The following is a 12,463-nucleotide window of genomic DNA, read 5'->3' on the forward strand; positions in this document are numbered from 1 at the left end:
ATCTCAAAGAGGAAGTTCAAAAATCGAAAAGCCGTCTTTTGAACACTCACTTATTAGCTGGAGATACAACAAATGGCCTCACTCGTATAAAAAATCGAGAAAGGCCATCTACATCTGACTGAATATACCTCTCTCATCTCTCAGAGATCATATGCCATCAAGGCTTCTGATCCTGCAAGAATTAGCACCGTGCGAAAATTGCCGGTTGCCGGGTATCATCGGGCTAGTCCCTCCACCTACTCTTGATAAGAAAAATTGTATTAAGTATTCATTTGTTTTAAATTTGAATTTACTGACCTCATTATACATCATTTCTGCACTTTCACAAGACTTTTCATTGTTTTCAGCCTATATAGCCTCAGAAGCATCCTCAGCATGAACTTTTGTCTTGAAACATTTACGGGCACAGCGTTATACTAGACAGGTGTTTAAAAAACTAGGAAGCATAGAGGTGAAAAATCCGAGATGGAAGGCGACCCGAGTCCGCAGAGTTATAGGATACAACCGCATAGGAAAACGGCCAGCAGGCGACCTGTGGAATCAGCGCGGGCACTTTCTTGTCACGGAGTTTTATTTAGTGGCGCCTCTTTCGCATGTCTGCTGCGACTAACGCTGTCTTTTCCTGTGCTCAACATAATGAGAGCATACCTGACTTAATAGCCAGGAAGAGGGAGTGCATTTAATATGAAAATTCGTCATGTCAAGGATGGTGTGTTTACACCGATAGAGGACGTGGAAATTACGACAAACGCCCCAGAGGAGGGGTTTTATTGGATTGATGCAGATATCGAGGATCTCGCGCTGCTTCAACCCCTATTCTCTTTGCATGATCTGGCTGTGGAAGACTGTCTGTCTGAAGAAGAACAGCGGCCAAAGATTGAAACTTATGAGAATCACTATTTCATCGTTGTGAACAGTATCCGTTATGATGATGAGGAAATCTTCCTGCGAGCACTAAATATCTTTCTTGGACGGCATTATATCATTACAGTTACCAAGCAAAAAATCAATGAACTTCGCGCAGTCAAGCCGATTCTATGGGAACAGGAGGTCAGCTCACCTGACTGGTTCCTCTATCTGCTCATCGACCTTGTCGTTGACAACTACTTTACCGTCGGCGACCGGATTGAAGTGAAGATTGAGACTCTGGAAGAAGATATTCTAATGCATACGAAGCGCTCGCACCTGAATGAAATTATCGGTCTGCGAAGTGAGATTCTATGGCTGAAGAAAGTCCTTGGCCCGCAAAAAGAAGTTATCAACATTTTAAATAAAAAAGATTTGCGTCTGATCGATGATCAATTGCAAAAATACTTTAGCGATATATATGAGAACGCAGTTAAAATCGCCGAAAACTTTGATACGTTCCGCGAACTGATCGGAAACTTAAGGGAAGCCTATCAGGCTTCGATCGCTAACCGTGCGAACGAAATCATGCGTGTGTTTACGGCAATTACGACAATCTTTATCCCCCTTACCCTGATTACGGGTATTTACGGAATGAACTTCGACAATATGCCTGAGTTGCATTGGAAATACAGCTATTATGTAGTTCTTGGCATTATGGCTGTGCTTGGGGCAGGAATGTTCTATCTCTTCCGCAAGCGGGACTGGATTTGAACAGATAGCGAGGAATATTCACCATCGGGTTTTCCCATGATGAATATTCCTCTTTTTCTTACAAAACAACCTCTATACAGCTCTCCGAACCGATTCCGCATTACGTCTAAAAGATAATCGAATTAGTCTTAAGCGCTCATACAGCATATCCACTTGATTGTTCTCTGCGGCTTCTGCTCCGAACACACGCAATAATACCGGCTTGAGGAGATTATCCCCAGCTCTTCGAACGCTTGCCATACAGCAGATTGCTCTTGCTCAGGCATCTCTTGAAGCTCTAGCTTGATCAGATCATCGATCTGATAACCATCTTCTCCAGACCTTCAAGCAGTTCTACCGCCTCCCGACGCTCGAGACCAGTTTGAAGGCAAATATCGCTAATATTCTGTCCTTCGGCTAAGCATTCCAGCGCCTTGCGACGCAGGCTAAACTTCTCGATCTCCGCCCGGTATTTAGCCTCCTTCTGCTTGTATACCCAGGATCGGAATACTTCATCATCAATGGTCTCCTCTACCCAATCGAGTGGGAAAAATCGAGATTGGTCGCGAACCTTCGTCAATTCCAACAACTCGTCTCCATATTCATTCGCCTTGTTCTCGCCGACGCCAGGAAGCTGCAAGAGTTCCTCCCTAGTATGCGGACAGAATACACTAATCAGCTTAAGCAGACGGTTGCTGGCAATCAAATAAGGGGCTTTACGCTCCATGGATGCCTTCCTTCTACGCCAGGAGACTAGCTCAGTATAGAAATCTTCATTAGAATTCAGCTCACTGTAACAGATCAGCCTCTGCGCTGCCATTCCCCGGCCCTGAGCTAGCTCCCGCTCATCCCAAATGCCTTCAATAATCGGTCTGAACCCTTCACCAAGCTTGGCCGCCAGTCGATGACGATAGACGAGCAGCATCTCCGACCATGATGCTCCTTCGAACCAGATCGTCTCCCGCTGTCCTTCCTGCTCCAGCTCGTTCCAACCCATATGCCATATTCCTTCTGCCTCCCCAATCCAAATCTGTGCTTCGACGATATCGTCCTCCTGCGTTTTCTCTCCAAGCTGTTCAAAAATACGATTCGCATACTATATTTCGCCTCCTTGTGCTTTCAGTTACGCTGCGGGTCGCTGACAACGACAAAAAGCACCTCCCCTGCCGTAGCAAGAGAGGTGCTTCCCCTAAACGTATACTGTTATCCCTAATTGTACCATTTTTCGAAACGCTGTCAACGATGAAAGCTGTTTTCCCACAAACACCGTTTTTTCCGATATAATGACAAAAGACATAGCAATTGAAGGAGGTCTATATTATGACAGATCCAAATGATTTGGATTTCTTATCTGACAGCACAGAGAGTACTTCGACTAGATTCGTAACTTTTATCGGACATTCATTGAAACGCTTTGATCTTGCTGTAACTACAACGAACCGCTTCTACGGCAAGAAGCTTATCGCCGATTTACAAAATGGGCGGACAGCGATCCTCGGTACTGACGATCTTGAAGAGGAAGGCTATCTGGAGCATATCTTCTCTCTCGATGAACAAGAAGGTGAAGAATTGCGCAGCTTCTTGTACCAAGTCGTCGGAGACCCTTATTTTACCGATTGATCATCAGTGGCATTAGTATAATCCATAGGCCCTCGTTCACTCTGAACGGGGGCTGGTTATAGCAAGCAATACGAAAGAGATCAATATCATGAGTCCTGCCCAAAACCAGGCCAAATTCATATTACCCGATTCTACTGCCATATAGATCGCCGTCGGCAATGTCTGTGTTCGGCCTGGTATATTGCAGGCGATCATCAACGTAGCCCCGAATTCTCCAAGAGCCCTTGCAAATCCTAGAATGAACGCTGTCATGAGTGAACGATAGGCGAGCGGGATCTCCACCAGCCATAACAACCTCCATTCCGAAGCGCCGATCGAGCGTCCGGCCTCAAGTAGGTCACGATCAATCGAGGCGAAGCCCGCCTTAGCTGCTTGATAAGCGAGCGGAAAAGCAACGACCGTCGCCGCTAACACGGCAGCTCCCCATGTGAATACAATCGGCATTCCGCTCAGGAACTCGAATGCTCTACCAATAAATCCTCGGCGTCCAAATACAATAAGAAGCAAGAACCCAACGACCGTTGGGGGCAGCACCATAGGTAGCATGAAGATCGTCTCCAGCAGTAGTCTGCCCTTGAATTTCCTGGCGGCTAGCCGCCAGGCCGCAAATCCGGCCAGACCAAAAGCAAGTATACTGGAGAGCAGCGCTACCCTTAAAGATAACAGTACCGGAGTGAGAAAGTCATTGGTCATAGACTAACTACTCCGCAAGAACAAAGCCATGCTTGACGAAAATTTCACGGGCATCCGTCTCCCGAAGGAATTGCAAGAAAGCCTCAGCCTCAGCCTTATGCTTCGTAGCAGATACTATCCCCGCAGGATAGACAATCGGCTGATGATAAGAATCGTCAACAGTAAAGGCTGTTTTCACTTTTTGAGAAGACTTGGCGTCGCTTAAATAGACAAGACCCGCATCGGCATTTCCGGATTCAATATAAGTGAGTACCTGGGTTACATCTTTTGTGAATACCATCTTGGCAGAGAGCTGATCCCACAATTGTTCATGCTCCAGCGATTCCTTGGCATACATTCCCGCAGGAACCACCTCTGGCTCGCCAAGTGCGAGTGTCTTAATATCTGCACTTGCCAAACCGTTCAGATTATCAGGAATGATCTTCGCATCATCCGGCACAATGACAACCAGACTATTTTTTAATAGATTGAAGCTCTGCTCTGCAGCAATATGACCCGATTCAATCAAGGCGTTCATTTGCTTCTGCCCAGCCGACAAAAATATATCTGCGGGCGCTCCCTGTTCGATCTGCTTCTGCAGCGATCCTGATGCACCGTAATTATAAACTACGGTTACTCCCTGATGCTCCTGCTCGAACTGAGGTGTCAGCTCTTCTAGACTATCCTTCAAGCTGGCCGCTGCGGACACAATTAGGGTAACTGGTTCAACTTTCCCTGTCGCATCTGCTCCACTGCCCGGAGCATTTGTGCTGGTTGAGCCAGCAGTACTGCAAGAAACCAATAGCACCGCGCATAATAGTAATGACCCCAGCCATCCGAATAGCCGTACTCTTCTATGTAAGGTTAAAACTTTATTCATAGCCTCTTTCAACACATTACATCCCCATCTATAACCTAAAAAAAGTAGAGTTGCCTATACATTAAAGGACCGCTCCCTCAACGAAATTATCACTTGAGAGATCGGCCCTCTTCCGAATCTATAAATATGGCTATTTAGCGATAGCCAGCCCCAACCACGAAGAGACGCTGGCCATTTCTAGCTCTTCAAATTTGGATACAACAAGTGCTGGATTCATCTCGAAGCAGCAGGCTTCCACCGTACATTCTAGCTCAACGTCACAGCGAATTTCAGCAAGCTGTCTGGACAGATGAAGCATATCTATATCATTCTCTATTTTTGTACGAACTGATTTGGACAACCCCTCCAGATTGGCAAGAATTCCATCGACAGAGCCATATTCCTGTACCAGCTTCATGGCCGTCTTCTCACCAATACCGCGGACACCCGGATAATTGTCGCTCGGATCGCCCATCAAGCCTTTCATATCGATAATTTGCACTGGCTTAAGCTGTCTCTCTTCCATCAGACTCTCCGGCGTGTATACCATATAATTGCCATGACCCTTTTTCATAATGATCACACTGGTCCGATCGGTCACAAGCTGAAGCATATCATGATCGCCAGTGAGGATAAATACGTCCATATCCTCGCTAAATTTGACGGCCAATGAACCAATACAATCATCGGCTTCATAACCAGGAGAGCTGATATTCGGAATGCCCAAGCTATCCATCACATCGCGAATAACGCTGAACTGTGGAATTAGATCATCAGGCGCATCGGAACGGTTGCCCTTGTAAGCCGAAAACTGCTCGGTGCGAAAGGTCTTGCTACCCAGATCCCAGCAGCAGGCAATATGGGTCGGTTCGAACTTCTGCACGGCATCCCAGAAATAACGCATAAATCCATAGACGGCATTGGTCGGAAGCCCTTCTTTTGTCCGCCGTATATATCCGGTCGCTGCCGAAGCATAAAAGGCCCGGAACATCAATGCCATCCCGTCGACTAACAATAAACGTTGTTTTGTTTGTTCCATAATCGTAAATAAACTCCTCCGTTAAAATCTACTTATCTCCCCACGACTGCTCATAACTATCCTCTTTAAACCCAACAGTAACTTTATGTCCATCCGTCACAAGCGGACGCTTCATCAGCATGCCATTAGAGACGAGTAGCTCGATCGCCTCTTCGCGTGACAATCCCGGCAGCTTGTCCTTAAGCCCCAGTTCTTTATAGACTTCACCGCTCGTATTGAAAAACTTCTTAAGCTCAAGCCCACTACGGTCGATTATCTCTGTCATTTCTTTACTTGAAGGAGTTGTCTCCTTAATATTATGAAGTTCCAGCTGATGGCCGTGCTCCTCCAACCATTTAACCGCTTTGCGGCAAGTCCCACATTTGGGATAGTGATAAACTGTAAGTGTACTCATAGTATGGTTCCTCTCTAATTCAACTTTTTCTGTAAATTGGCCATATCTGCAGGCAGCGGTGCAGAGAATACCATCTGCTGGCCCGTTAAAGGATGAATAAATCCAAGCTCAGCGGCGTGGAGCGCCTGCCGGTCTATTTGGGCATCCAATGCATTCATGCTTGTCCGCTCTGACTCATCCAGATCGTCCAAACCTGGGTAGCGATACATCTTGTCGCCAATCAACGAATGGCCAATTGAGGTCATATGGACGCGGATTTGATGCGTTCTTCCGGTCTCCAGCTTGAGCTCCACCAGAGCCCCGCTCTCATAACAGGCCTTCACCTCATAGTGAGTCAAGGCAGGATAGCCGTCCGCTGTCACGATACGGCGGTGCGGCTCCTGTGGATCACGGTCAATAGGCCCATCAATCGAGGCACTCGCAGGCTGTGGACAACCATGCACGAGGGCGATGTATTTCTTTGTTACCTGCCCGGCTATAAGCTGCTCCGAAATATGCTGATGGATATAAGCATTCTTAGCAATCGCAATTATCCCGCTCGTCTCCTGATCCAGACGGTGTACAGGACGGAATCGATACTTTTCACCTTTAGCTTGCCAGTAGTGAACGACCCCATTAGCAAGCGTATTTGTATAATGGCCATGTGTTGGGTGAACGATAATCCCCGGTTCCTTGTTAACGATCAGCAGTGCGTTATCCTCATACACGATATCAAATGGAATCGGCTGTGGTAAAATATCCTCTGACATCTCTTGCTCCAGGGAGATGGATACGATATCGCCCGCTTTTACAGGAACGCTGATGTATACTCTCTCCCCGTTCAACATAACACCGCGTTCCGTCAGCTTGATCCGGGACAGAAGCTTCCGCGAAACACCTAGGCGCCGCTGCAGCACTGTCTTCACCAGCCAGCCTTCCTCATGCTCTTTCACTTCATAAGTTATCGGTTCATAATATTCCGTCATGACTTCTTGCCGAACACCTTCCTGCTGCGCATATATTCAATATCAGGAACCTCCAGACGTGCATTAGCCGTCCTGGCCACCGTGAAGAAGAAATCAGATAGCCTGTTAATATATTTCAGAGCATCCTCGTTAATTTCCGTCTTATGGCTCAAAGTCACTACGCGGCGCTCAGCACGGCGGCAGACCGTACGGCAGACGTGAAGAACAGCCGCCAATTGGGAGCCGCCAGGCAGAATGAAGCGTTCAAGCTCAGGATTTTCCTGTTCATAGCGATCTACCCATTGCTCCAATCTCTCCCATAACTCAGAAGTTACCTTATATTTGCTCTCCTTGATCTTAACGAATGCCAAATCTGACCCACAATCGAACAACTCTTGCTGTACCTGCAGCAGATCCTCGCGCAGATCGTCGAATTTTTCTCCTTCAGCGAGGCTTACAGCCTGCCCAACAAAGGAGTTCAATTCATCTATCGTGCCGTAAGCTTCCACTCTCTCATCATCTTTATATACTCTGCCGCCGATCACTGAGGTTTGCCCTTGATCACCAGTACGCGTGTAAATCGTCATTACAATCCCCCAACCCTTAGAATATAAGTTGAACTAAAAAAGGCTGCCTTCATCCTTTCAATCATTAGTTCAATTTATATAGCAAATCATAGAATCAACTTATATAAATCACTATTTCAAATATACCATAAATCACTGCTTCGGGCTTTTCCATATGCTTGCTTTTGCTTATCGCTTAATCACTTATTTTCTGTATATGGCCTAAACAACTTGCTGATCGCGACTGTTCGTACAGCATACAAAGAATAAACCCGCCCACATTAGATGTGAAACGGGTTTACACTTAAATCTGGATCAAATTCCATCCTCACCGTTTTCTTCTGTCCGAATAGATCGTGCTCTTTTCTCAAACACACCAGTTGCACTAATATTCACTGTAATGAATTGCTCAACCAATTCAGAGATAGTGTACTCTTCTTTGGTAACTATCATCTCGATCAACGCTCCCACATTACCACCTGCCACAACCCCAATTCTGTCTTTATCGGATGCTATAGTTGCTGCGGTCTTAAACGGAGTCCCCCGAGCAGGTCACAGAAGAATAGAAACTCACTGTCAGGATTCTCACTCAGAACAGCTTCATACTTAGCTTTTAATATGGTACTCGAGTCACTCTGGAGAAAATCGATATAGAAAATATCATCATTCTTTCCAGCCAATAATTCGACTGCGGATTGTAAACCTGTTGCAAAATGACCATGCCCTGTAACGACCAGCTTTTTCATTTTTAGAGCACCCCAAAGTAAGACAGAATGATAGCCAGAACAAACGTTGCGGCAATGAGAATAACAGGACTTATTTTTTTCGCTTTAATTAACCAATACATTAAGAACGTATATCCAAATGGTAAAATATTCGGAAAAATATTATCAAAGAATTCTTCTTGCAGAGATATCGTATGGCCTGAAGTTACCGTAAAACTTGCTGCCACATTAATATGCACATATGAAGCTATCAAACCTCCGATAACAGTAACCCCTAGAATCGTAGCGGCTTTGGAGATAACCTCCGAGTTTTCTTTAATCATCGCGATTGCCCTAGTTCCCAGGTTATATCCCATGTGAGCCCAGAAAATCCTTAACAGGAAGACGCCAAGATAGACTAAGAAGAATATAATTGGACCGAGCAAATTTCCATCCTTCGCAAAAGATGCCGAGATCCCCGCAACAATGGGTAAAAGCGTAAACCAGAATATCGCATCACCGATTCCGGCAAGCGGTCCAAACAGAGCGACCTTCAAACCTTTGATCGTGGAACGGTCTTCCTTACTCTCTTCAAGTGATAATAAAAGACCCATTAAGAAAGGTACGACAGGAGGGGCAGTATTGATGAACTCCAAGTTATCCTGCATCGATTTAGATAGTTCTTTTTTATTATTCTTATGAATCTTCTTCAGAAATGGCAACATTGAATACAGCCAACCACCAGCCTGCATGCGTTCATAGTTAAAGCTGGCCTGAAGTAAGACGGAACGAAGACCCAGCTTCGTAATATCACTTTTTGAGAGAACTCGTTCTTGTTTTTTGGGTTAGATTCCATCTTCGTAGCCCCCTCCCATATTTGCTTGATTTTCGGTGATTAGCTTTTCTAGCTTCCTCTTTTCTTTATCATTGTAGAATTGATACATGGCCGCAGCTAAACCTAATACAGCAACAGGAAGCAAGTTTCCGAATTGAATGAACGTAGCAGCTAAGAAACCAATTAATAAATATGGGAAAAACTTCGCTTTGAGCATCACTCTCAACAACAAACCGAAACCCACTGCTGGTAAAATACCGCCGGCAATTTCAAAGCCATGTGTCAACCAAGCTGGCATCGACGCCACTAAATCCTTCATCGGGCCTTGAGCTACATAGGCAGATAAGAACACTACAACTCCGTACGTCACCGCGACAATGACCATTGGTAAAATTGTAATTCTAGAAAACGCCTTAAGGTTAGCCTCTTTTGCATATTGATCTGCTTTCCCCATAAATACAGAGAATACGGAATAGTAGAATAAAATAATGTATTGCATTAGGAAGCTAAATGGTAACGCAAGACCGATGGCTGCAGCTGGTGACGTTCCGGTCGTATGCGCCAGAACAACCGTCATCACAGCAGCCAAAATAGGGTTTGGTGGCTGTGTTCCACCAGCAGGTGTTAGACCCGCAAAAGCAAGTTCCGTTAATCCACCGGCTATAACTCCTGTTGTTACATCGCCCAGTGCAAGTCCTGTAAGGGTACATACAATGATCGGGCGAAAGATAAACAACCCTTCCAGCCAGAAATCAAAACCTGCGATAATTGCAATAACAGCTATTATGATTCCTTGCATTAATGAAATATCCATTCCCTCACTCCTTATTTAATAAGAGTTTTTGTATCACCAGGCGTATCCTGAATGAAGACATTGACGCCTTTTGATTGGATATAGCGCAGATCCTCCAAGTCCTTATCATCCACATAGACCTTTTTCGTAAGCTGTTTCTTGCCATCTGTAAAATGCATATTCCCCACGTTAACATCTTGAATTGGAACCCCGCCGTCAACTAATTGGCGAACAACCTCTGGTGTTTTACAAATAATAAAAATCTTCTGACGATCCGCAGCTTTGTGGATAATATCAATGGTTTTTTGAATGGTAAAAAAGCGGATACCGGCACCTGATGATTTGGCTGTTACCTCCATAAGCTGTTGTTGAAGAGGCTCATTTGCAGTTTGATCATCGACTACTACCAATAGATTGGCACCTAATGTAGTGGTCCAGGTGACCCGACCTGTCCATGGACAAGCCGATTATCAATACGAGTAAGCAGAATGTTAGGCATTAATATTTCCCTCCTTCCCCTGGCATTAGGACATGTTGCTTTAATCTAAAGCGCTTACAAAAAGTGGTCAACTCTATTTTTCTAGCTCCTCTACCCCCTTATCTAACAACTCATAACACCGGGGGTTGACCTACAAATCATCGTTTATATCAGTATAATTTTCATCTTTAAAAATATGATTGTTGTTTTTCGAAATCGTAAGCTTTTCACTTTAATTGATATTGAGAGAAATAAAAAGGAGCTATCCCTCAGTAGTAAAACTACTAAGGGATAGCTCCTAATATTTATTGAACCATATCTGATTCATTTATTATTTTTGTCCGCGTTTTTTCATAAACTCATTAATCTTGAGATCGAGCAAACGACTGATTTCGATTACAATATCCGAGGTAAAAGACTTCTCTTGTAAGAACATCTTTTCCATTCTATTGCGAAGTATATGAATTTCATCTTCCAAGGTCACAGCTTGTGGTGAAGTCCTACGTCTCGCTTCTACCATCCACTTGTTTGATTCATTGTCTTCAGCGATCAATAGCCCCGCCATATCATATACTAGATTGTACTCACCACAACCCAAAAGTTATCCCTCCCTGAGAAACTATAACCTTCCTCCGAAAACAGATTATACCATATGAATTGGACATTGATCAATTAATAAATGAAAAAAATGTTAAATAGAGCCATTTTCCCAGATAAATAGTTCATGGACGCAGCACCAGTCCTAGCCTTGCTTCAGCTTATGGACAAATTGACCCATTCGGTGCAACGCTTCATTAAGCTGGCTGACCGAAGTCGCATAGGAACAACGTAGGAAGCCTTCGCCTCCACTACCAAAAGCGTTGCCAGGCACAGCCGCGACCTTAGCTTCCATAAGCAGTCTCTGTGAGAATTCTTCGGAGCTAAGCCCGGTCGATGCGATACTAGGGAAGGCGTAAAAAGCTCCTTGCGGATCATGGCAGGTCAAACCGATATCCCGCAGCCCCTGTACGACCAGGCGTCTTCTCTGGTTATACGATTCTACCATATGATCCTTCTCCCCAAGGCCGTTCTTCAAAGCCTCGAGTGCAGCAACCTGGCCCATAACCGGAGCACACATCACGGTATATTGATGGATCTTCAGCATCGCATAGATCAGATCAGGATGTCCACAGACATACCCCATACGCCAGCCTGTCATGGCAAACGCCTTGGAGAAACCGTTCACGAGCAAAGTACGCTCTTTCATGCCAGGAAGGGAGGCAAAGCTGACATGCTTGTGATCGTATGTCAATTCCGCATAAATCTCGTCGGCAATGACGATCAGATCGTTCTCTTCCACCACTTTGGCAATCGGCAACCAATCCTCATAGGTCATAATACCGCCTGTTGGATTGCTTGGATAATTCAATATTAATATCTTAGACTTCGGCGTAATCTTAGCCTGTAAATGCTCAGCCTTCAGTTTGAAGCTATCCTCAGCGAAAGTCTCGACATCTACCGGCACCCCTCCGCCAATTGATGTAATCGGGGAATAGGAGATATAGCATGGAACCGGAACAAGAACCTCGTCTCCTGGCTCAATTAGAGCTCTGAGAGCAAGATCAATTGCTTCGCTACCGCCTACGGTTACGATCATTTCATCCTTTGGATCGTATTTCAGATCATAGCTATTATATAGGTACTCCGCAATTGCTTCGCGAAGCTCCGGCATACCTGCGTTGGACGTGTAGCTCGTAAACCCACGCTCCAGCGAATATACGCACGCTTCCCGAACATGCCAAGGAGTTATAAAATCCGGTTCACCAACACCTAGAGTAATAATATCCTTATTTCCACTCACCAAATCAAAAAAACGGCGAATACCCGAAGGCTGTATCTCCCTCACTGCTGGAGACAGGTAAGATGTCATCGATTTGCTATTGTTCTCTACACCCTGCGAATTTACACTCATATCATTACT

Annotated in this window: 15 protein-coding genes, 2 pseudogenes and 1 riboswitch; of the genes and pseudogenes, 2 read left to right on the top strand and 15 right to left on the bottom strand. The window is 45.1% G+C overall.

The window, feature by feature from the left end; genetic code table 11:
- Window positions 1–130: 130 nt before the first annotated feature.
- Window positions 131–252: riboswitch (SAM riboswitch) on the bottom strand.
- 432 nt (window positions 253–684) lie between these two features.
- On the top strand, window positions 685–1,620 hold the full coding sequence (gene corA / locus RE628_RS20825) for a magnesium/cobalt transporter CorA (protein WP_309154827.1): 936 nt from the start codon (window positions 685–687) through the stop codon (window positions 1,618–1,620).
- A gap of 72 nt (window positions 1,621–1,692) precedes the next feature.
- Here the strand turns inward: corA and RE628_RS20830 are convergent, their stop codons facing one another.
- Together RE628_RS20830 and RE628_RS20835 are read right to left on the bottom strand one after the other, a co-directional pair.
- Complete coding sequence (locus tag RE628_RS20830; RefSeq protein ID WP_309154828.1) at window positions 1,693–1,860, bottom strand: hypothetical protein; 168 nt, start codon at window positions 1,858–1,860, stop codon at window positions 1,693–1,695.
- 46 nt (window positions 1,861–1,906) lie between these two features.
- A complete protein-coding gene (locus RE628_RS20835) occupies window positions 1,907–2,596 on the bottom strand; it encodes an HRDC domain-containing protein (protein ID WP_309154829.1) in 690 nt (229 codons plus the stop codon).
- A gap of 323 nt (window positions 2,597–2,919) precedes the next feature.
- Here RE628_RS20835 and RE628_RS20840 point away from each other — a divergent pair, with 323 nt between their 5' ends.
- Window positions 2,920–3,219, top strand: a complete 300-nt coding sequence (locus tag RE628_RS20840) for a DUF3055 domain-containing protein (RefSeq protein ID WP_309154830.1) — start codon at window positions 2,920–2,922, stop codon at window positions 3,217–3,219.
- Between the two features lie 36 nt (window positions 3,220–3,255).
- Here RE628_RS20840 and modB read toward each other — a convergent pair whose 3' ends face one another.
- From modB to RE628_RS20905, 13 genes and pseudogenes are all read right to left on the bottom strand, one after another.
- On the bottom strand, window positions 3,256–3,912 hold the full coding sequence (gene modB / locus RE628_RS20845) for a molybdate ABC transporter permease subunit (RefSeq protein ID WP_309154831.1): 657 nt from the start codon (window positions 3,910–3,912) through the stop codon (window positions 3,256–3,258).
- A gap of 7 nt (window positions 3,913–3,919) precedes the next feature.
- The gene (gene modA, locus RE628_RS20850) at window positions 3,920–4,771 is read right to left on the bottom strand and encodes a molybdate ABC transporter substrate-binding protein (RefSeq protein WP_309154832.1); all 852 of its coding nucleotides are present in this window, start codon (window positions 4,769–4,771) and stop codon (window positions 3,920–3,922) included.
- A 130-nt stretch (window positions 4,772–4,901) separates the two neighbouring features.
- Window positions 4,902–5,789, bottom strand: a complete 888-nt coding sequence (locus tag RE628_RS20855; protein ID WP_375142952.1) for a 5'-3' exonuclease — start codon at window positions 5,787–5,789, stop codon at window positions 4,902–4,904.
- A gap of 28 nt (window positions 5,790–5,817) precedes the next feature.
- Complete coding sequence (locus RE628_RS20860) at window positions 5,818–6,183, bottom strand: arsenate reductase family protein (protein WP_309154833.1); 366 nt, start codon at window positions 6,181–6,183, stop codon at window positions 5,818–5,820.
- A gap of 14 nt (window positions 6,184–6,197) precedes the next feature.
- Window positions 6,198–7,148: an RluA family pseudouridine synthase gene (locus RE628_RS20865; protein WP_309154834.1), complete on the bottom strand. Its 951-nt coding sequence runs from the start codon at window positions 7,146–7,148 to the stop codon at window positions 6,198–6,200.
- On the bottom strand, window positions 7,145–7,714 hold the full coding sequence (locus tag RE628_RS20870) for a cob(I)yrinic acid a,c-diamide adenosyltransferase (protein ID WP_309154835.1): 570 nt from the start codon (window positions 7,712–7,714) through the stop codon (window positions 7,145–7,147). The genes RE628_RS20865 and RE628_RS20870 overlap by 4 nt, the downstream gene beginning before the upstream one ends.
- Before the next feature lie 294 nt (window positions 7,715–8,008).
- Complete coding sequence (locus tag RE628_RS20875) at window positions 8,009–8,179, bottom strand: hypothetical protein (protein ID WP_309154836.1); 171 nt, start codon at window positions 8,177–8,179, stop codon at window positions 8,009–8,011.
- 26 nt (window positions 8,180–8,205) lie between these two features.
- Window positions 8,206–8,439, bottom strand: a complete 234-nt coding sequence (locus tag RE628_RS20880; protein WP_309154837.1) for a PTS sugar transporter subunit IIA domain-containing protein — start codon at window positions 8,437–8,439, stop codon at window positions 8,206–8,208.
- 2 nt (window positions 8,440–8,441) lie between these two features.
- Window positions 8,442–9,209, bottom strand: a pseudogene (gene agaD / locus RE628_RS20885) (PTS galactosamine transporter subunit IID); the annotation flags it as partial.
- Between the two features lie 33 nt (window positions 9,210–9,242).
- Window positions 9,243–10,046 (bottom strand): PTS galactosamine transporter subunit IIC, encoded by an 804-nt coding sequence (gene agaC, locus RE628_RS20890; RefSeq protein WP_309154838.1) that lies wholly within the window; start codon window positions 10,044–10,046, stop codon window positions 9,243–9,245.
- An 11-nt stretch (window positions 10,047–10,057) separates the two neighbouring features.
- Window positions 10,058–10,524 (bottom strand): annotated as a pseudogene (gene agaB / locus RE628_RS20895) (PTS galactosamine transporter subunit IIB).
- Window positions 10,525–10,834: 310 nt separating this feature from the next.
- Entirely contained in the window at window positions 10,835–11,023 is a 189-nt protein-coding gene (locus RE628_RS20900) for an aspartyl-phosphate phosphatase Spo0E family protein (protein WP_375143131.1), read from the bottom strand.
- A 222-nt stretch (window positions 11,024–11,245) separates the two neighbouring features.
- Window positions 11,246–12,454: an aminotransferase class I/II-fold pyridoxal phosphate-dependent enzyme gene (locus tag RE628_RS20905; protein ID WP_309154842.1), complete on the bottom strand. Its 1,209-nt coding sequence runs from the start codon at window positions 12,452–12,454 to the stop codon at window positions 11,246–11,248.
- Window positions 12,455–12,463: the final 9 nt, after the last annotated feature.

The organism is Paenibacillus sp. D2_2 (assembly GCF_031199965.1).
Taxonomy (GTDB): Bacteria; Bacillota; Bacilli; order Paenibacillales; family Paenibacillaceae; genus Fontibacillus.

What these genes read in the sequence shown, in the direction of transcription:
- RE628_RS20905 (WP_309154842.1), bottom strand. Translation starts at nt 12,454, where the DNA reads ATGAGTGTAAATTCGCAGGGTGTAGAGAACAATAGCAAATCGATGACA.
- RE628_RS20880 (WP_309154837.1), bottom strand. Translation starts at nt 8,439, where the DNA reads ATGAAAAAGCTGGTCGTTACAGGGCATGGTCATTTTGCAACAGGTTTA.
- RE628_RS20830 (WP_309154828.1), bottom strand. Translation starts at nt 1,860, where the DNA reads ATGGCAAGCGTTCGAAGAGCTGGGGATAATCTCCTCAAGCCGGTATTA.
- modB (WP_309154831.1), bottom strand. Translation starts at nt 3,912, where the DNA reads ATGACCAATGACTTTCTCACTCCGGTACTGTTATCTTTAAGGGTAGCG.
- RE628_RS20835 (WP_309154829.1), bottom strand. Translation starts at nt 2,596, where the DNA reads ATGGGTTGGAACGAGCTGGAGCAGGAAGGACAGCGGGAGACGATCTGG.
- RE628_RS20860 (WP_309154833.1), bottom strand. Translation starts at nt 6,183, where the DNA reads ATGAGTACACTTACAGTTTATCACTATCCCAAATGTGGGACTTGCCGC.
- RE628_RS20840 (WP_309154830.1), top strand. Translation starts at nt 2,920, where the DNA reads ATGACAGATCCAAATGATTTGGATTTCTTATCTGACAGCACAGAGAGT.
- RE628_RS20870 (WP_309154835.1), bottom strand. Translation starts at nt 7,714, where the DNA reads ATGACGATTTACACGCGTACTGGTGATCAAGGGCAAACCTCAGTGATC.
- modA (WP_309154832.1), bottom strand. Translation starts at nt 4,771, where the DNA reads ATGAATAAAGTTTTAACCTTACATAGAAGAGTACGGCTATTCGGATGG.
- corA (WP_309154827.1), top strand. Translation starts at nt 685, where the DNA reads ATGAAAATTCGTCATGTCAAGGATGGTGTGTTTACACCGATAGAGGAC.
- RE628_RS20900 (WP_375143131.1), bottom strand. Translation starts at nt 11,023, where the DNA reads ATGGTAGAAGCGAGACGTAGGACTTCACCACAAGCTGTGACCTTGGAA.
- RE628_RS20865 (WP_309154834.1), bottom strand. Translation starts at nt 7,148, where the DNA reads ATGACGGAATATTATGAACCGATAACTTATGAAGTGAAAGAGCATGAG.
- RE628_RS20855 (WP_375142952.1), bottom strand. Translation starts at nt 5,789, where the DNA reads ATGGAACAAACAAAACAACGTTTATTGTTAGTCGACGGGATGGCATTG.
- agaC (WP_309154838.1), bottom strand. Translation starts at nt 10,046, where the DNA reads ATGGATATTTCATTAATGCAAGGAATCATAATAGCTGTTATTGCAATT.